We start from the raw sequence: 19,378 nt of genomic DNA, 5'->3' as shown, positions 1-19,378 counted from the left end.
AAAGACATGCGATTGGATAAGTTCCTTAAAGTCTCACGAATCATTAAACGGCGCACCGTTGCCAAGGAAATTGCGGATAAGGGCCGGATCACGATCAACGGTAAAGTTGCCAAGTCGAGTACCGATGTTGGAGTTGGCGACACGCTGGTGATTAATTTCGGTAACAAAACATTGACCGTACGTGCGGACGATTTAGTTGAAACAACGAAAAAGAACGAAGCGGCCGATATGTACACGGTTTTGAAAGAAGATTATAAAGAAACATTTTAATGCCGATTTATTGAACAGCAGCCCCTCTGATTTGTTATACTTGATTTACTGAAGTAGTGATACACGGCTGGTGAAAACGAGGGTGCAGACAGATGGCGAAAAATAATATCAGTCAATTAAATAATGCATATACACGTGAACACAGGCAAAAGTCGACACGTGTGCCTAAGTCGCGGGCACACGCGGTACATATGAAACGAATTCGTAATTTGCTAATTGTGATGGTTGCTATTTTGGGCTTAGGCGGCGTCAGTTTAATGCGCACGCAAATGACACTGGGGGAAACAAATCAGGCGGTTGCCAAAGCCAAGTCTAATTTGAATAAATTAAAGGCGAACAAAGCCGCCCTTAAAGTTCAGGTTGACCAATTGCATAATGACGATTACACGGCCAAGCTGATTCGTGAAAAATACCTCTATTCGAAACCGGGAGAGATTATTTTTAATTTGCCGGATAAAGCAAACAAAGTGCCGGACTTAAACGTTACCCAATGACGCGATAAACGGGTTGCAATAAACGCAAGTGCCGGTCGTTTTTTATATTCGCGTCCCTGCAGTCATTTGGCTACTTTAGAGTTGTTGGTTTGAGATTCAGTGGTATTCTTGATGAGGTGGCAAGCATTGGCGGGGAGCACAGACGCTGAAATGTTTTCTTCATGGCGAATTGCCTTTGACGACTGCATTCAGTTGCTTTGGCTAGGCTAATACGTCGTGCTTGCGTGTCTTTTCACTCATGCTATACTTATAGATACATTTAATTAGGAGGACTTCTTTTTTTATGGCAGTTGAAGTTGGTACGAAAGTGGCTGGTAAAGTCACCGGGATCACGAAATTCGGTGCATTCGTTGAGTTAGGCGATGGCAAGACCGGATTGGTGCACATTAGCGAAGTCTCTGACGCTTATGTCAAAGATATTCATGATGTGCTGCATGTTGGCGAACCGGTGACGGTTAAAGTCCTTTCGATCCAAGATGGTAAGATTGGCCTGTCTATCCGGAAAGCAGTTGACAAACCGCAACAACGTGAAAATGATCATTATCACGAAAACAGACACGCACCCGCGCCACATGCTGGCAATAACCGCTTCCAAGGCGGCGCACGCAATAGTGGCAATCGATTCGGCCACAAAGCCCAACCGGTAAAAGGCGATTTTGATGCGATGATGTCCGGCTATTTGAAAGAAAGCGAAGATCGCCTAAGTGTTCTTCGCCGCAACACCGAAGGCAAACGCGGCGGCCGAGGCGGTCGGCGTAGTTAAAAAAATCAGGTCTGGGACAAACGGTTATTTGTTCTGGGCCTATTTTGTTGCCAAGCCGATTTGATGGTGGTTATGCGATCAATATGCTTGGCCGAGTATGCTAAGCGGAGGAGCAGACACATGAGTCCAAAGCTTTTTGAACAGTTTGAGTTTACGCCGCATACCCGGGTGTTAGTGGCTGTTTCCGGAGGCGTGGATTCGATGGTCTTGTTGGACCTGGCAGTTCGAGCACCGAATCTGGATGTCGTTGTCGCAACGTTTGATCATCGTTTGCGGCCAGAAAGCCGACAGGAGCAAGCATTTGTGGCGGCTGCAGCAGCGCGTTATCATGTTCCGGTTGTGACTGGAACATGGCAGCGATCGGCCGCCACTGCGGTAAGTGAAGCTGCGGCGCGACAGGCACGCTACGACTTCTTGAATGCGAGTGCCGATTCTCAGGCAGCCACGGTGATCATGACAGCGCATCACGCGGATGATCAACTTGAAACGGTCCTGTTTCGGTTAGGACGCTCCGGTGATCCGGCCGCCCTTGTAGGAATTCGTCCGGATCAACCGTGGCGTAAAAAGCGTTTGGTGCGTCCGCTGCTGAATTTTAGTAAAGATGATATTCGAGCTTATGCAGGCAGGCACGGTCTGGATTTTTGCGACGATCCATCCAATGCCGATACGCGTTATGCCCGCAATCAGTTGCGCCATCAAGTGATTCCGGCATTTAAAAAGCAAAATCCCGAGTTGTTGCGGCATGTCCAAAGATTTACAACGGAACAGTCTGGCCTGGTTGCACTGGCTCAAATGCAACTGACTGAATGGCAGCAGCGGTTGCGGATTAATTCGGTGACAATTGATTGGCGCGCGGCAGCAAATCAGCCGCGCACGATCCAGCTGATGCTGCTGGCAACCTTGCTACGCCAATGGCAGCCGAGAGTTAACCACGGACTGCTCATGCCGATCCTGAAAAGCCTGAATGATACTCGCGAACGACGATTTGATCTTGGCGCTGGCGTGACGATTGCGGTTCAAGCGGCCAAAATTGTGAAGTTGGTGCCAAAACCAAAACTAGCGCCGGCAACATTTTCTCGTATTGGCCAAAAATGCCAAACTGCTCGCGGTACATTTCAGCTACGAACAAAAGTGGCTGGTGACCAAGGTATTCCGGTACGTGTGCGCTTGCCGATTACATTAAGGACCCGCCAGGCCGGTGATATTGTTTACCTGCCTAATGGCGTGAAGCAGAAGCTGCGGCGATTTTTTATCAATGCAAAGGTTCCGGCCCGAACACGCGATCAATTACTGGTATTAGCGCAAGGTCATCAGATTTTTTGGATTGAAGGTCAGCCTTTAGAACGATTGTCGCTCCCTGCTCAAACTGATATACTCCATGTTGTACTGGTGAAATTGCCAGATGTTGACAGAAGTGAGGATAAATGATGAATCCCGATATTTTAAAGGTTTTGTATTCTCAAGACGATATTCACGCCATCACGACAAGACTTGGCGCGGAACTTAAGCGTGATTACGCGGGGAAGAATCCGTTAGTGGTGTGCATTTTAAAAGGTGCCATCATGTTCATGACTGATCTTGTTCGCGAAATTGATGATTATATGGAACTCGATTTTATGGACGTGTCAAGTTATGGTGATGCGACTGAATCTAGCGGTGAGGTCAAGATTATTAAAGATCTTGATGCCAGCGTGAAGGATCGCGATGTCTTAATCGTTGAGGATATCGTTGATACAGGACGCACCTTGAAGTACTTAACCGATATTTTTAAAACCCGCAAAGCAAAATCGGTCCGCATTTGTGCGCTGATGGACAAACCTGAAGGACGGGTTGTTGATGTTCAGGCAGACTATGTGGGAACCACAGTGCCAAACGAATTTGTGGTTGGGTATGGCTTGGATTATGCCGAACGTTATCGTAACTTACCTTATATTGGGGTATTAAAGCCAGAAGTCTATGCGGCAAAATCTTAATCTAAGCGCCGTGTTTGTGGTAGTATATAAGGAACTAATTGAATGTTGCCGGAGGTTCTAAATGAAGAAAAAACAAAACGGCCTGTTCAGTAGCACGCTGACGTATATCATCATTTTTGTGCTGCTGGTCACCGGTTTTGCGTATTATATGCGCGATAATGGGACAACATCGTCCCAAGAAATTGAAACAAGCACCTTTATGTCCGAATTAAAAAAGGACAATGTCAAAAGCTATTCGCTCCAGCCATCTGGTGGCGTTTATAAGGTCAGCGGTGAATACAAGAAGGCTGAAAAGTCTTCCGGTACGAACAACTCTCTGAGCTTTTTTGGCAATCAGTCAACCAAAGTTACCAAATTCTCGACTTATATTCCGACGAATGATGCAACTTTGAGTCAGATCCAAAAAATGACCAATGCCAACAATGTCAAGACCAATACGCAGGAGGAATCGCAGTCCGGTGTTTGGTTTAGCTTGTTGATTACAGTTGTACCGATTGTCATCATGATGATCTTCTTCTATATGATGATGAATCAGGCAGGTCAAGGCGGCGGCTCCGGTCGCGTGATGAGTTTTGGCAAGTCGCGGGCTAAACAAGCCGATAAAAATGCCAATAAAGTTCGCTTCTCTGATGTTGCCGGTGCAGAAGAAGAAAAGCAGGAACTGGTTGAAGTGGTTGAGTTCCTGAAAGATCCGCGTAAATTCTCGGCATTGGGTGCCCGTATTCCAGCCGGGGTTTTGCTTGAGGGTCCTCCTGGTACTGGTAAAACCTTACTAGCCAAGGCGGTTGCTGGTGAAGCCGGCGTACCGTTCTTCTCGATTTCCGGTTCTGACTTTGTCGAGATGTTCGTTGGTGTCGGGGCTTCGCGTGTTCGTGATCTTTTTGATCAGGCTAAAAAAGCAGCTCCTTCAATCATCTTCATTGATGAAATTGATGCGGTCGGTCGTCAGCGTGGCGCTGGTATGGGCGGCGGTCACGATGAACGTGAACAGACATTAAACCAGTTGCTGGTAGAAATGGATGGGTTCACGGGTAATGAAGGCGTGATTGTCATTGCTGCAACGAACCGTTCCGATGTTCTTGATCCGGCTTTGCTGCGTCCAGGTCGTTTTGACCGGAAGATTTTGGTTGGCCGACCAGATGTTAAAGGCCGTGAAGCCATTTTGAAGGTTCATGCAAAGAACAAACCGCTGGCACCAAATGTCGATTTGAAGGAAATTGCCCGTCAGACTCCTGGTTTTGTCGGGGCTGACTTGGAAAACCTGTTGAATGAAGCGGCGTTGGTTGCAGCGCGGCGAAGTAAGAAGCAGATTGATGCAGCTGATGTGGATGAAGCTGAAGATCGTGTCATTGCTGGGCCGGCGAAGAAAGACCGCGTCATCAGCCCGAAAGAACGGACGATGGTTGCGTATCACGAGGCTGGGCACGCCATTGTCGGTTTAGTCTTAAGCGATTCACGAACGGTGCGCAAAGTTACCATCATTCCGCGTGGTCGTGCTGGCGGATATGCAATTATGCTGCCAAAAGACGATCAATTCCTGCTAACCAAGAAGGAATTGACCGAACAAATTGTTGGTTTACTTGGTGGTCGCACAGCTGAAGAAATTATTTTCGGCGTTGAATCCACTGGAGCTTCCAATGACTTTGAACAGGCAACGCAAATTGCACGCAGTATGGTCACACAGTATGGGATGTCTGATCGGCTTGGAACCGTTCAGCTTGAGACTGAAGGGCAGCCGTTCTTGGGTGCTCAGTATGGCCAAACACCGCCATACTCAGAAACAACCGCAACGGCAATTGATGATGAAGTGCGGCGGATTATTGACGAGGCCCACAAACAGGCCTACGAAATTATCCAAGCCCATCGTGACCAGCACAAGTTGATTGCCGAAGCATTGCTTAAGTACGAAACCTTGAATGAAAAAGAAATTCTCAGCTTGTTCAATGACGGCAAGATGCCAGAACGCGATCAAGACGAATTTCCAAGTGAAAAGGCCGCAACTTTTGAGCAATCCAAAGCAGCCTTGGAACACAAGGATAAAGAAAAGCAAGCAGACGAAGAAGCACATGCTAAGTCTGAGGGTCAGTCGAATGCTGATCAAACAGACCAAGATGCGCATGATGACAATACGACGGACAGTGTGGAAAAGCCAGACGACACAACACCTGGCAGTAACCCGTCCGATGACGATCATCAGAATCCGCAAGCCTAAGTATAAAAACACTGCCAAATGTTGGTGGTGTTTTTTTATTAAGCGCGAACCGGCGCGGTTAGGGATCGGAGTGTAAGCGGCCTCGGACGTGATGGCCCGGTCTTGGCCATCGCGTTCGAGGTCCTTACACGCAGATCCCTGCGCCGGTGAGCGCGTTATGGGCATAAGCCAGAACATAAGTGGCCATAAATGTGATGATCGGACTTTGACCATCGCCATCAAGGTTTTGACATGTGGGTTTCTGCGCCGGCTTTTCAATAACGGCAATTTTTGGTAGAATAGCCACGTTTAACTTTCAGAAAAGAGGATCAATCCAACATGAGTGACTACATCGCGAGTGCATTGTCGCGCAACGCCCATTTTCGAATTTTCGCAGTCGACGCCACGCAAACGGTAAGCGAAGCACAACGACGCCATGACACCTGGAGTGCGGCTTCGGCTGCGCTGGGCAGAACTTTAATTGCCACAGCGTTATTAGCCGCATCGGGATTAAAAAACACGAATGACTTGCTGACTGTGCGTATCAAAGGGGATGGCCCGGTTGGCTCGATCGTCACAGATGGTACGCAACTCGGAACCGTTCGCGGGTATGTTCAGGAGCCGCACGTGAATCTTCCCCTCAATCTCGTCGGTAAAATCGATGTGGCAAAAGCAGTCGGCAAACACGGCATGCTTGCGGTGACGAAAGATATCGGAATCGGCGAGCCGTTTACGGGACAGGTACCACTGGTTTCAGGTGAGCTAGCAGAAGATTTTACGTATTATTTAGCTAAGTCTGAGCAGATTCCCGCGGCAGTCGGACTCTCTGTATTTGTCAATGCCGATAACACGATTAAGGTTGCTGGCGGTTTCATGCTAGAGGCGTTGCCCGGTGCGACCGATGCCGAATTGTCAGAACTGGAAGCAAACGTCAAAACACTACCGCTTGTATCGGAGTTATTAAAAAGTGGCCTGACTCCCGAGCAGATTATCCAACGTGTTGCAGGCAAAGAGCCCGTTCGCTTCCTGGATACCCAAGCATTGCGGTTTGCATGTAATTGTTCCAAGAAACATTTTGGCGATATTATGGCCACTTTGCCGCGGAAACAATTGCAGGAAATGATTGATGAAGACGGCGGTGCCGAGACGACCTGTAAGTTCTGCGGTAATCAATATCATTACAGTGTGGCCGATCTTGAAGCTTTGTTGGCCCGGCATGAATAGTTGCAGTATTTGCTTATTTTAAGTAAAGTTAACAACGCGAAAGCAAGAAAGAGGTGGCTTGTATGTGGCACATTGCCGATGTTGAGATCCCAAACCGACTCGTTGTTGCACCCATGGCTGGTGTGACGAATGCGGCTTTTCGGGTGACAGCCAAAGAATTCGGTGCTGGTTTGGTCGTTTGTGAAATGATTAGTGACCGCGGCATCATGTACAAAAATAAAAAGACGTTAAGTATGCTGTTTGTTGATCCGCGTGAACATCCGATTTCCATTCAGATTTTTGGTGGCACCAAGGAAACGTTGGTGAATGCAGCTAAGTTTGTCGATCAAAACACGGCTGCAGACATCATTGACATCAATATGGGCTGCCCTGTACCGAAAGTTACCAAAACCGATGCGGGGGCACACTGGCTTTTAGATCCGGAGAAAGTTTACGAAATGGTGGCTGCTGTGACCGATGCGGTTTCAAAGCCGGTCACGGTTAAGATGCGCACGGGTTGGGATGAAGACCACATTTATGCGGTTCAAAATGCATTGGCAGCTGAACGCGGTGGCGCTGCCGCATTAGCCATGCATGGGCGGACACGCAAGCAGCTATATTCTGGACATGCTGACTGGAACATCTTAAAAGAAGTCAAACAACACCTGAGCATTCCATTTATCGGGAATGGTGACGTGCGAACCCCACAAGATGCCAAACGGATGCTTGATGAGGTTGGCGCCGATGCAGTCATGGTGGGCCGCGCAGCATTAGGAAATCCGTGGGTCTTGAAGCAGATGGCAGCTTATCTTGATCATGGCGAGCTGATTCCGGAACCAACACCGCGCGAAAAAATCGCCACTGCCAAGTTACAGTTACAACGGTTGGTTGACCTGCACGGAGAACACCAGGCCGTTCGTGAATTCCGGATGCAAGCAGCCTATTATTTAAAAGGCATTCCACGCTCGGCAAAGACCAAAGCAGCCGTTAATATGGTTGATACGCAAGCAGAAGTCAATCATATTTTTGATGACTTTGTGGCGCAAACTGAAGCGCGCGCCCGTCAGCGTCAAGGCAGCCATTAAGCCATAAAACCTTTGATGATAAAAGGCGTTCAAGGATGATTGATTGACAATTAATCATGGCGAACGTCTTTTAATGCGTAGAAGGTTGCTTTTTAGCGGTAAAATTGTCATCATCAAAGAGTGGTATAAATTGAAACGGAGGAACTTGTGTTGGCTAAGGATAACGGACAGCAACCAGAAATGAACGATCAAATGATTGCGCGGCGGGAAAAGATGGATGCCTTGCGAGAAGCAGGAATTGATCCATTCGGTCACCGGTTTGACCGCACGCACTCTGCAGCAAAGGTACGTGAAGAATTTGGCGAAGACGACAAGGAAACGCTACTCGAAGAAAAGCCGGAAGTGACGATTGCTGGACGCATGATGTCCAAACGCGGTAAAGGTAAAGTCGGGTTCGCTGACATCCGTGATCGCAGCGGTAAAATGCAGATCTATGTTCGTAAAGACGTGGTTGGCGATGAAAACTACATGATCTTTAAGAAGGCAGATTTGGGCGATATTTTGGGTATTAGCGGCGAAGTCATGAAAACCGACTCGGGTGAGCTGACTGTCAAAGCCAATCACGTGACGCATCTAGCCAAAGCATTACGCCCATTGCCGGATAAGTGGCATGGCTTAACCGATGTCGAGCAGAAGTACCGCAAGCGATATTTGGACCTTATTTCGAATCCTGACAGTTTTGATCGGTTTGTTAAACGCACCAAAATCGTGAGTGCTGTTCGTGAATACTTGGATAACCACGGATTTCTTGAAGTCGAGACTCCGGTTTTGCATAATCAGGCCGGTGGTGCGAATGCGCGGCCATTCATCACGCACCATAATGCGTTGGATATCGATCTTTATTTGCGCATTGCATTGGAATTGCACTTGAAGCGGTTGATCGTTGGTGGCATGGAGCGTGTTTATGAAATCGGCCGCGTTTTCCGCAACGAAGGCATCGACACGAAACATAATCCGGAGTTTACGGAGCTAGAAACCTACGCCGCTTATTGGGATCTATCCGATGTCATGGTCGAAACCGAGGGCATCTTTAGATTTGCCGCCCACAAAGTCCTTGATTCCGGGAAACTAACTTATCAAGGGATGGACATTGACTTAGATGCACCATTTGCCCGTATCAACATGTTAGACGCTATCAAGGATAAAACCGGCGTTGACTTCTGGCCGGAAATGACTGTAGATGAAGCGCGTAAGTTAGCTGATGACCATGAAGTTCACTACGAACCTTATTGGAAGGTCGGGCATATTATCAGTGCCTTCTTTGATCAGTTTGTTGAATCAACGCTTATTCAACCGACCTTCATTACCGGCCATCCAATCGAAGTTTCCCCGTTAGCTAAGAAGAATCCAAAAGATACACGATTTGTTGAGCGTTTTGAACTTTTTGTCGGTGGCGGTGAGTACGCCAATGCCTTCACCGAATTAAACGATCCGATTGATCAGCGTCAGCGTTTTGAAGCGCAAGCAGCTGAAAAAACGGCAGGCAATGAAGAGGCACAAGGTATTGATGACGATTATGTTGAAGCGTTGGAATATGGCATGCCGCCAACAGGTGGACTCGGAATCGGCATTGATCGCTTAGTTATGCTGTTAACCGATGCACCGTCAATTCGCGATGTTCTTTTGTTCCCAACATTGCGCCCGTAGTTATGTGATAATGTCGCCATTTTGGGCGGCATTTTTATTTTCCGAAAGTTCCAACACTTTTGTGGTGCTCTCACGATCATTTTACGAATGATATAAGGTATTCGATAAAAAATATCCGGATACCTTTTTTTAATTGAAAAAGTTGTTGACGATAGCGCAAACCGTTGGTATGATAAAAAGCGTCGTAAATGAGCAACGCTGATGTGCAACAAAACATCAAAAAAAGTTATTGACAAGCGTTGATCGCTTGTGATAATATGTCAAAGTTGTCTTTTGACAAGGTAGTCCTTTGAAAACTGAACAAAGTTTCGTTTAAATGTGCAGGGTCCTTGATACTTCGGTATCGAGGCAAAAAGTAACATTTGCGAAGTCAATTCGCTAGAACAACAAATCGAGCTATTCAAACAGCTCATATTTATATGAGAGTTTGATCCTGGCTCAGGATGAACGCTGGCGGCGTGCCTAATACATGCAAGTCGAACGAGTTCTGATTATTGAAGGGTGCTTGCATCTTGATTTAATTTTGAACGAGTGGCGGACGGGTGAGTAACACGTGGGTAACCTGCCCTTAAGTGGGGGATAACATTTGGAAACAGATGCTAATACCGCATAAATCCAAGAACCGCATGGTTCTTGGCTGAAAGATGGCGTAAGCTATCGCTTTTGGATGGACCCGCGGCGTATTAGCTAGTTGGTGAGGTAACGGCTCACCAAGGCAATGATACGTAGCCGAACTGAGAGGTTGATCGGCCACATTGGGACTGAGACACGGCCCAAACTCCTACGGGAGGCAGCAGTAGGGAATCTTCCACAATGGACGCAAGTCTGATGGAGCAACGCCGCGTGAGTGAAGAAGGCTTTCGGGTCGTAAAACTCTGTTGTTGGAGAAGAATGGTCGGCAGAGTAACTGTTGTCGGCGTGACGGTATCCAACCAGAAAGCCACGGCTAACTACGTGCCAGCAGCCGCGGTAATACGTAGGTGGCAAGCGTTATCCGGATTTATTGGGCGTAAAGCGAGCGCAGGCGGTTTTTTAAGTCTGATGTGAAAGCCCTCGGCTTAACCGAGGAAGTGCATCGGAAACTGGGAAACTTGAGTGCAGAAGAGGACAGTGGAACTCCATGTGTAGCGGTGAAATGCGTAGATATATGGAAGAACACCAGTGGCGAAGGCGGCTGTCTGGTCTGTAACTGACGCTGAGGCTCGAAAGCATGGGTAGCGAACAGGATTAGATACCCTGGTAGTCCATGCCGTAAACGATGAATGCTAGGTGTTGGAGGGTTTCCGCCCTTCAGTGCCGCAGCTAACGCATTAAGCATTCCGCCTGGGGAGTACGACCGCAAGGTTGAAACTCAAAGGAATTGACGGGGGCCCGCACAAGCGGTGGAGCATGTGGTTTAATTCGAAGCAACGCGAAGAACCTTACCAGGTCTTGACATCTTTTGATCACCTGAGAGATCAGGTTTCCCCTTCGGGGGCAAAATGACAGGTGGTGCATGGTTGTCGTCAGCTCGTGTCGTGAGATGTTGGGTTAAGTCCCGCAACGAGCGCAACCCTTATGACTAGTTGCCAGCATTTAGTTGGGCACTCTAGTAAGACTGCCGGTGACAAACCGGAGGAAGGTGGGGATGACGTCAAATCATCATGCCCCTTATGACCTGGGCTACACACGTGCTACAATGGATGGTACAACGAGTTGCGAGACCGCGAGGTCAAGCTAATCTCTTAAAGCCATTCTCAGTTCGGACTGTAGGCTGCAACTCGCCTACACGAAGTCGGAATCGCTAGTAATCGCGGATCAGCACGCCGCGGTGAATACGTTCCCGGGCCTTGTACACACCGCCCGTCACACCATGAGAGTTTGTAACACCCGAAGCCGGTGGCGTAACCCTTTTAGGGAGCGAGCCGTCTAAGGTGGGACAAATGATTAGGGTGAAGTCGTAACAAGGTAGCCGTAGGAGAACCTGCGGCTGGATCACCTCCTTTCTAAGGAAACAGACTGAAAGTCTGACGGAAACCTGCACACACGAAACTTTGTTTAGTTTTGAGGGGATTACCCTTTCTACACGCCTATCGGGCCTATAGCTCAGTTGGTTAGAGCGCACGCTTGATAAGCGTGAGGTCGATGGTTCAAGTCCATCTAGGCCCATCAAGCGTTCGCTTGTTAATTAAACAACCCTTATGGGGGATTAGCTCAGCTGGGAGAGCGCCTGCTTTGCAAGCAGGAGGTCATCGGTTCGATCCCGTTATCCTCCATTGGCCGTCAGGCCGATCGTTGACGTTAGTTGGCGATTCTTTGTTCTTTGAAAACTGGATATCATTGTTGTAAATGTTTTAAATTGCCGAGAACACAGCGTATTTGTATGAGTTTCTAATAATAGAAATTCGCATCGCATAACCGCTGACGTAAGTCAGTACAGGTTAAGTTACAAAGGGCGCACGGTGGATGCCTTGGCACTAGGAGCCGATGAAGGACGGAACTAATACCGATATGCTTCGGGGAGCTATAAGTAAGCTTTGATCCGGAGATTTCCGAATGGGGGAACCCAGTACACATCAGTGTATTGCCTGCAAGTGAATACATAGCTTGTTGGCGGCAGACGCGGGGAACTGAAACATCTCAGTACCCGCAGGAAGAGAAAGAAAACTCGATTCCCATAGTAGCGGCGAGCGAAGTGGGAAGAGCCCAAACCGAGAAGCTTGCTTCTCGGGGTTGTAGGACTGGACATTGGAGTTACCAAAGTTCGACGTAGTCGAAGTCAGCTGGAAAGCTGCGCCATAGAAGGTGAAAGCCCTGTAAACGAAACGGCGGACTCTCCGTCCAGGATCCTGAGTACGGCGGAACACGTGAAATTCCGTCGGAATCCGGGAGGACCATCTCCCAAGGCTAAATACTCCCTAGTGACCGATAGTGAACCAGTACCGTGAGGGAAAGGTGAAAAGCACCCCGGAAGGGGAGTGAAACAGTTCCTGAAACCGTGTGCCTACAATTAGTCAAAGCCCGTTAACGGGTAATGGCGTGCCTTTTGTAGAATGAACCGGCGAGTTACGTTTGCCTGCGAGGTTAAGATGAAAAGTCGGAGCCGGAGCGAAAGCGAGTCTGAACAGGGCGCTTCAGTAGGTAGATGTAGACCCGAAACCAAGTGACCTACCCATGACCAGGTTGAAGGTGTGGTGAAACACACTGGAGGACCGAACCCATGTATGTTGAAAAATGCTGGGATGAGTTGTGGGTAGCGGTGAAATTCCAAACGAACTTGGAGATAGCTGGTTCTCTCCGAAATAGCTTTAGGGTTAGCCTCGGAAGATGGATCATGGAGGTAGAGCACTGTTTGAACTAGGGGCCCGTCAAGGGTTACTGAATTCAGATAAACTCCGAATACCATTGATCTTACTCCGGGAGTCAGACAGTGAGCGATAAGGTCCATTGTCGAAAGGGGAACAGCCCAGATCACCAGTTAAGGTCCCTAAATTTATGCTAAGTGGAAAAGGATGTGGCGTTGCACAGACAACTAGGATGTTGGCTCAGAAGCAGCCACCATTTAAAGAGTGCGTAATAGCTCACTAGTCGAGTGGCACTGCGCCGAAAATATACCGGGGCTAAGCATAATACCGAAACTGTGGGTGCACCCGTCAGGGTGCGCGGTAGGAGAGCGTTCTAAGGGCGTTGAAGGTCGATCGTGAGGACGGCTGGAGCGCTTAGAAGTGAGAATGCCGGCATGAGTAGCGAAAGATCAGTGAGAATCTGATCCACCGTATGACTAAGGTTTCCTGGGGAAGGCTCGTCCTCCCAGGGTTAGTCGGGATCTAAGGCGAGGCCGCAAGGCGTAGTCGATGACAAGCAGGTTGAGATTCCTGCACTAGTTTATTTTGTTTAAGCGATGGAGGGACGCAGGAGGCTAAGGAAAGCGCACGGCTGGAAAAGTGCGTCCAAGCAGTAAGTCCGGTAGCGAGTGAAATGCTTGCCGCCTTAAGGACAAGCTGTGATGGGGAGCGAAATTAAAGTAGCGAAGTTCCTGATGTCACACTGCCAAGAAAAGCTTCTAGTGAGAAATAAACTACCCGTACCGCAAACCGACACAGGTAGTCGAGGAGAGTATCCTCAGGTGAGCGAGCGAACTCTCGTTAAGGAACTCGGCAAAATGACCCCGTAACTTCGGAAGAAGGGGTGCTGACCGCAAGGTCAGCCGCAGTGAATAGGCCCAAACAACTGTTTATCAAAAACACAGGTCTCTGCTAAATCGTAAGATGATGTATAGGGGCTGACGCCTGCCCGGTGCTGGAAGGTTAAGAGGATGAGTTAGCGCAAGCGAAGCCCAGAATTGAAGCCCCAGTAAACGGCGGCCGTAACTATAACGGTCCTAAGGTAGCGAAATTCCTTGTCGGGTAAGTTCCGACCCGCACGAAAGGCGTAATGATTTGGGCACTGTCTCAACGAGAGACTCGGTGAAATTATAGTACCCGTGAAGATGCGGGTTACCCGCGACAGGACGGAAAGACCCCATGGAGCTTTACTGTAGCTTGATATTGAGTGTTGGTACCGCTTGTACAGGATAGGTAGGAGCCGTAGAGATCGGAACGCTAGTTTCGATGGAGGCATTGGTGGGATACTACCCTAGCTGTATGAACACTCTAACCCGCGCCACTAATCGTGGCGGGAGACAGTGTCAGGTAGGCAGTTTGACTGGGGCGGTCGCCTCCTAAAATGTAACGGAGGCGCCCAAAGGTTCCCTCAGAATGGTTGGAAATCATTCGCAGAGTGTAAAGGTAGAAGGGAGCTTGACTGCGAGACTGACAAGTCGAGCAGGGACGAAAGTCGGGCTTAGTGATCCGGTGGTTCCGTATGGAAGGGCCATCGCTCAACGGATAAAAGCTACCCTGGGGATAACAGGCTTATCTCCCCCAAGAGTCCACATCGACGGGGAGGTTTGGCACCTCGATGTCGGCTCATCGCATCCTGGGGCTGTAGTCGGTCCCAAGGGTTGGGCTGTTCGCCCATTAAAGCGGTACGCGAGCTGGGTTCAGAACGTCGTGAGACAGTTCGGTCCCTATCCGTCGCGGGCGCAGGAAATTTGAGAGGAGCTGTCCTTAGTACGAGAGGACCGGGATGGACGTTCCGCTGGTGTACCAGTTGTGCCGCCAGGCGCATCGCTGGGTAGCTATGAACGGAAGGGATAAACGCTGAAAGCATCTAAGTGTGAAGCCCCCCTCGAGATGAGATTTCCCATTCCTATATGGAAGTAAGACCCCTGAAAGATGATCAGGTAGATAGGCTGGAAGTGGAAGTGCAGCGATGCATGGAGCGGACCAGTACTAATCGGTCGAGGACTTAACCAAGTAAAGCGCAAACTGGCGTAACGCCAGCGCGCGTTTCGATGAAATACGTTAAGTTCCGGTAAAAACAACAACAATGATAGCCAGTTTTGAGAGCGCAAAGTTCTCATAAGTGTGGTGGCGATAGCAAGAAGGATACACCTGTTCCCATGCCGAACACAGAAGTTAAGCTTCTTCACGCCGAGAGTAGTTGGTGGGAGACTGCCTGCGAGGGTAGGAAGCTGCCACGCTTACATATGGAGGATTAGCTCAGTTGGGAGAGCGTCTGCCTTACAAGCAGAGGGTCACAGGTTCGAGCCCTGTATCCTCCATTGAGCCGTTAGCTCAGTTGGTAGAGCAACTGACTTTTAATCAGTGGGTCGACAGTTCGAGCCTGTCACGGCTCATTTAACCCACCTTTTGCGGGTGTGGCGGAACTGGCAGACGCGCTAGATTTAGGTTCTAGTGGTTTTTGACCGTGGGGGTTCGAGTCCCTTCACCCGCATTGTATCTTACATGATTTGCTCGGGCTCTAAAGGCTGCTCCTCGGTCACAATTGAATAGCTTTGATATGCGGAAGTAGTTCAGTGGTAGAACATCACCTTGCCATGGTGGGGGTCGCGGGTTCGAATCCCGTCTTCCGCTTTTCACTTTATGCCGGGGTGGCGGAATTGGCAGACGCACAGGACTTAAAATCCTGCGGTCAGTGATGACCGTACCGGTTCGATCCCGGTCCTCGGCATTTTGTTGAAGCACCCATAGCGCAATTGGATAGAGTGTCTGACTACGAATCAGAAGGTTGTAGGTTCGACTCCTACTGGGTGCATCATTGGTCGCTATGAAGCTGTGGCGCTGATCAAATTTCATATTCGGTATGCGGAAGTAGTTCAGTGGTAGAACATCACCTTGCCATGGTGGGGGTCGCGGGTTCGAATCCCGTCTTCCGCTTTACCGGGAAGTAGCTCAGCTTGGTAGAGCACTACGTTCGGGACGTAGGGGTCGCAAGTTCGAATCTTGTCTTCCCGATTCTTGGATCACGACAATCGTGGTCCTTTTTTCGTTCTCCAAAAAACATTGGTCATGGTGGCTGCCTGCGTGTAGGTGACCGTAAACTCAGCGCCTATAACGTGTACAGCCACTCACATTCTGAATTCTAACCGGTACTGTTTTCGTTTACCTCAAAGCATATATTTGTATAAATACATTGATGCCAGTATAATGTGTAATAGTCAAGATTGGTCAAAGTCAAAAAGGATTGAATGGCATGCAGCGCGAAAATATTTCGGATATTATTGAGACATACTTAAAAACGATACTGGCACAGGAAGCGGCTGTTGAGATTCGGCGAGCGGAAATTGCACGGCGCTTTAATTGTGTTCCTTCGCAAATTAATTATGTTATCAAGACGCGTTTTACACCGGCACGTGGGTACATTGTTGAAAGTAAGCGTGGCGGCGGTGGCTACATTCGGATCGTGAAGGTCAAATTGACAGATGATCAGGATCTCATTCAAATCATGCGCCAGCACATTCCTAGTCGCTTGCGGTTACGCGATGCACGGGATTTGCTGCAGGAACTGTTTGATAATGGGCTTATTTCCCAACAGTCCGGCAATTTAATGCTAGCCGTGATCAATCATGAGACTTTGGGAATTCTTGATCAAGAAACAGAAGAACACTTACGATCGCGTTTGTTTCTTGCATTTTTGGATCGTTTGCGGTATGAAAGATAAAACAGTTTATAATTGGCTTTTTAAAAAAGGAGCGTGCTTATGGACAACTTATTTACCCCTAGTGCTAAAAATGTGTTGCTTTTAGCCCAGGAACAAGCGAAGTACTTCCATCATCATGCTGTTGGCACGGAACACTTGCTTATGGCTTTGGTTATGGAAAAGGATGGTATCGCTGGTAAGACGCTGCGTCAGTTAGGGGTCACAGAAAATGATGTCCATGACGAGATCGAGCGCTTCACAGGATATGGAACTGTTGATGCCGCCAGTCAAGCTAGCGATAGTTATTTGCCATACTCACCAAAAGGCAAGGAAATTCTGGCATTTGCCGGGGACGAAGCAAAACGCTTAGGGGCGTTAAAAATCGGCACCGAGCATATTCTGCTGGGACTATTGCGAGAAGACGATATTTTAGCTGCGCGGATTTTACAAAACTTAGGGCTCAGTCTCTCGAAGACGCGTCAGATGGTCTTCAAGAAAATGGGCATTGCGGATACGGCGGCAAAGCGGCGGCCAATGGCACGTGGCGGCGCTCGCCAAGACGGTCAGGGGACACCAACGCTTGATGGCCTCGCCCGTGATCTAACCCAGATGGCGCGCGAAAATCGGATGGATCCGGTGGTTGGTCGCGACAAAGAAGTTCGGCGCTTGATTCAAATCTTGGCTCGGCGCACTAAGAACAACCCGGTCTTGATTGGTGAACCCGGTGTCGGCAAAACGGCCATTGCAGAAGGCTTCGCTGAAAAAATTGTGGCTGGAAAAGTGCCGGATGATATGCTGAACAAACGCTTGATGATGCTTGACATGGGTTCGTTGGTTGCAGGCACTAAGTATCGTGGTGAGTTTGAAGATCGGCTGAAGAAAATTATTGATGAGATTTATAAAGATGGCAATGTCATTTTATTCATCGATGAATTGCACACATTGATCGGTGCTGGCGGTGCTGAAGGGGCAATTGACGCTTCAAATATCCTGAAACCGGCATTGGCACGTGGCGAGCTTCAGCTAATCGGCGCCACGACTTTAGATGAATATCAAAAGTACATTGAAAAAGATGCGGCCTTGGAGCGGCGGTTTGCAACAATTCAAGTTGACGAACCGACTGAGGAAGAAGCCGAACAGATTCTGAAAGGTTTGCGTCCGCGTTACGAAGCACACCATGGCGTTACGATTACCGATGAAGCGCTGCATGAAGCGGTTGTGTTGTCGTCACGTTACATTACAACGCGTTTTCTTCCGGATAAGGCTATTGACTTGGTCGATGAAAGTGCGGCTAAAGTTCGCCTTGATAAAGCTAACGTGGAGACCAAAGCTGATAAACTTCAGGATGAATTAGCTAAACTGGTTGCCGACAAAGAAGATGCAATTGATCATCAAGACTTCGAAACGGCTGCTACAATCCGGACTAAAGAAGCGGGCGTCAAGGCTAAACTTGCCGATACGCCTGAACCGGTGAATGAAAGTGGTGTTCGTACCGATATCAAGGTCACGGGCGCAGACGTTGCCGAAGTTGTATCGCAATGGACCGGCGTGCCGGTCACGCAACTGCAGAAAAAGGAATCTGAACGGTTGGTTAATCTCGAGAAGATTCTGCATCAGCGAGTTGTTGGCCAGGATGAAGCCGTTTCAGCAGTTGCACGGGCAATTCGGCGTGCTCGTTCCGGGTTGAAGGATCCGACCAGACCGATTGGCTCCTTCATGTTCTTGGGACCAACCGGCGTCGGCAAAACCGAATTAGCTAAAGCGTTGGCAGAAGCGATGTTTGGTTCCGAGGACGCCATGATTCGGGTCGATATGTCCGAGTATATGGAGAAATTCAGTACGAGCCGGTTAATCGGCGCAGCGCCAGGCTATGTCGGTTATGACGAAGGCGGTCAATTGACGGAAAAGGTTCGCAACAAGCCATATTCGGTCGTTTTACTCGATGAAGTTGAAAAGGCGCATCCTGATGTCTTCAACATTTTGTTACAAGTCTTGGATGATGGCTATTTAACCGATGCTAAGGGTCGGCGGGTCGATTTTCGGAATACCATTTTGATTATGACCAGCAATATCGGAGCAACTGCCATTCGCGATGATAAGACAGTTGGATTTGGTGCAAAAGATCCAACAGCCGACTTCAATGCCATGAAGAGTCGGATGTTGGCTGAACTGAAAAAGAGCTTCCGTCCAGAATTTCTTAATCGAATTGACGAAACTGTTGTCTTCCATAGCTTGAACAAGGCTGAGTTGCATGAGATCGTCAAGATTATGACCAAAACCGTGCTTAGTCGTATCAAAGATCAAGGAATTGACGTTAAAATTACGCCAGCCGGGATTGATGCGATTGCCGCGGCTGGGTTTGATCCTGAATATGGTGCGCGCCCGATCCGCCGTGCCTTGCAAACGGATGTTGAAGACCAACTCAGTGAGCTATTGCTGACGGGTCAGGCTAAAACCGGTGATTTGATTCAAATCGGCGCTAAAAAAGGCAAGCTGACGTTTACAGTCAAGGAAAACAAAGGTAAGCATAAAGAAAACGGCGCTTCTAAAGAACCTGTCAAGGCATGATCAATAGCAGGCTCAAATATGTCAGGTTCCACTAATAACGCTTAAAAAGATCGGTCTTAGAGGTGAAGCATTATCTCTGGGACCGATTTATTTTGCCAAAACAGTCAGTGATGGCGGGACGCGATTTTGATGCTATCTGGCCTTGCATTACTTTGACGATC

General features: G+C 48.6%; 11 protein-coding genes, 10 tRNA genes and 3 rRNA genes. All 24 read left to right on the top strand.

The window, feature by feature from the left end; all coding sequences use genetic code 11:
- Nucleotides 1-6: 6 nt before the first annotated feature.
- The 24 genes from EL173_RS12970 (at nucleotide 7) to EL173_RS12845 (ending at nucleotide 19,217) form a co-directional block, all read left to right on the top strand.
- The gene (locus tag EL173_RS12970) at nucleotides 7-270 is read left to right on the top strand and encodes an RNA-binding S4 domain-containing protein (protein ID WP_005686616.1); all 264 of its coding nucleotides are present in this window, start codon (nucleotides 7-9) and stop codon (nucleotides 268-270) included.
- Between the two features lie 92 nt (nucleotides 271-362).
- On the top strand, nucleotides 363-764 hold the full coding sequence (locus tag EL173_RS12965) for an FtsB family cell division protein (RefSeq protein ID WP_005686613.1): 402 nt from the start codon (nucleotides 363-365) through the stop codon (nucleotides 762-764).
- A gap of 283 nt (nucleotides 765-1,047) precedes the next feature.
- Nucleotides 1,048-1,527 (top strand): S1 domain-containing RNA-binding protein, encoded by a 480-nt coding sequence (locus EL173_RS12960; protein ID WP_005691250.1) that lies wholly within the window; start codon nucleotides 1,048-1,050, stop codon nucleotides 1,525-1,527.
- A gap of 120 nt (nucleotides 1,528-1,647) precedes the next feature.
- Complete coding sequence (tilS, locus tag EL173_RS12955) at nucleotides 1,648-2,955, top strand: tRNA lysidine(34) synthetase TilS (RefSeq protein WP_005691252.1); 1,308 nt, start codon at nucleotides 1,648-1,650, stop codon at nucleotides 2,953-2,955.
- Nucleotides 2,955-3,500, top strand: coding sequence for a hypoxanthine phosphoribosyltransferase (gene hpt, locus EL173_RS12950; protein ID WP_024129392.1), 546 nt, complete (start codon nucleotides 2,955-2,957; stop codon nucleotides 3,498-3,500). The genes tilS and hpt overlap by 1 nt, the downstream gene beginning before the upstream one ends.
- A 61-nt stretch (nucleotides 3,501-3,561) precedes the next feature.
- Nucleotides 3,562-5,712 (top strand): ATP-dependent zinc metalloprotease FtsH, encoded by a 2,151-nt coding sequence (ftsH, locus tag EL173_RS12945; protein WP_005691256.1) that lies wholly within the window; start codon nucleotides 3,562-3,564, stop codon nucleotides 5,710-5,712.
- Between the two features lie 318 nt (nucleotides 5,713-6,030).
- Nucleotides 6,031-6,915: an Hsp33 family molecular chaperone HslO gene (hslO, locus tag EL173_RS12930; protein ID WP_005691260.1), complete on the top strand. Its 885-nt coding sequence runs from the start codon at nucleotides 6,031-6,033 to the stop codon at nucleotides 6,913-6,915.
- A gap of 62 nt (nucleotides 6,916-6,977) precedes the next feature.
- On the top strand, nucleotides 6,978-7,979 hold the full coding sequence (gene dusB / locus EL173_RS12925) for a tRNA dihydrouridine synthase DusB (protein WP_005686603.1): 1,002 nt from the start codon (nucleotides 6,978-6,980) through the stop codon (nucleotides 7,977-7,979).
- Nucleotides 7,980-8,126: 147 nt separating this feature from the next.
- Entirely contained in the window at nucleotides 8,127-9,626 is a 1,500-nt protein-coding gene (gene lysS / locus EL173_RS12920; RefSeq protein ID WP_005691262.1) for a lysine--tRNA ligase, read from the top strand.
- Between the two features lie 415 nt (nucleotides 9,627-10,041).
- Nucleotides 10,042-11,611, top strand: a 16S ribosomal RNA gene (locus EL173_RS12915).
- 89 nt (nucleotides 11,612-11,700) lie between these two features.
- Nucleotides 11,701-11,774 (top strand) — tRNA-Ile (locus EL173_RS12910).
- 34 nt (nucleotides 11,775-11,808) lie between these two features.
- Nucleotides 11,809-11,881 (top strand) — tRNA-Ala (locus EL173_RS12905).
- Between the two features lie 163 nt (nucleotides 11,882-12,044).
- A 23S ribosomal RNA gene (locus EL173_RS12900) occupies nucleotides 12,045-14,962 on the top strand.
- Nucleotides 14,963-15,072: 110 nt separating this feature from the next.
- Nucleotides 15,073-15,189: ribosomal RNA gene (rrf, locus tag EL173_RS12895) — 5S ribosomal RNA — on the top strand.
- Together the 16S, 23S and 5S rRNA genes with 10 tRNA genes alongside form the textbook arrangement of a ribosomal RNA operon.
- A gap of 8 nt (nucleotides 15,190-15,197) precedes the next feature.
- Nucleotides 15,198-15,270: transfer RNA gene (locus EL173_RS12890), tRNA-Val, on the top strand.
- Nucleotides 15,271-15,272: 2 nt separating this feature from the next.
- Nucleotides 15,273-15,345: transfer RNA gene (locus EL173_RS12885), tRNA-Lys, on the top strand.
- 15 nt (nucleotides 15,346-15,360) lie between these two features.
- Nucleotides 15,361-15,443 (top strand) — tRNA-Leu (locus EL173_RS12880).
- Between the two features lie 68 nt (nucleotides 15,444-15,511).
- Nucleotides 15,512-15,583, top strand: a tRNA-Gly gene (locus EL173_RS12875).
- Between the two features lie 11 nt (nucleotides 15,584-15,594).
- Nucleotides 15,595-15,680, top strand: a tRNA-Leu gene (locus tag EL173_RS12870).
- A gap of 10 nt (nucleotides 15,681-15,690) precedes the next feature.
- Nucleotides 15,691-15,764: transfer RNA gene (locus tag EL173_RS12865), tRNA-Arg, on the top strand.
- 50 nt (nucleotides 15,765-15,814) lie between these two features.
- Nucleotides 15,815-15,886: transfer RNA gene (locus tag EL173_RS12860), tRNA-Gly, on the top strand.
- A 4-nt stretch (nucleotides 15,887-15,890) separates the two neighbouring features.
- A tRNA-Pro gene (locus EL173_RS12855) sits at nucleotides 15,891-15,964 on the top strand.
- A 238-nt stretch (nucleotides 15,965-16,202) separates the two neighbouring features.
- Entirely contained in the window at nucleotides 16,203-16,670 is a 468-nt protein-coding gene (locus tag EL173_RS12850) for a CtsR family transcriptional regulator (RefSeq protein WP_005686658.1), read from the top strand.
- Nucleotides 16,671-16,709: 39 nt separating this feature from the next.
- Entirely contained in the window at nucleotides 16,710-19,217 is a 2,508-nt protein-coding gene (locus EL173_RS12845) for an ATP-dependent Clp protease ATP-binding subunit (RefSeq protein ID WP_005692081.1), read from the top strand.
- The last annotated feature ends 161 nt before the right edge of the window (nucleotides 19,218-19,378 follow it).

It is taken from the genome of Lacticaseibacillus rhamnosus (genome assembly GCF_900636965.1).
In the GTDB taxonomy this organism is placed as follows: domain Bacteria; phylum Bacillota; class Bacilli; order Lactobacillales; family Lactobacillaceae; genus Lacticaseibacillus; species Lacticaseibacillus rhamnosus.
This window is presented reverse-complemented; position numbering and strand designations above follow the sequence as displayed.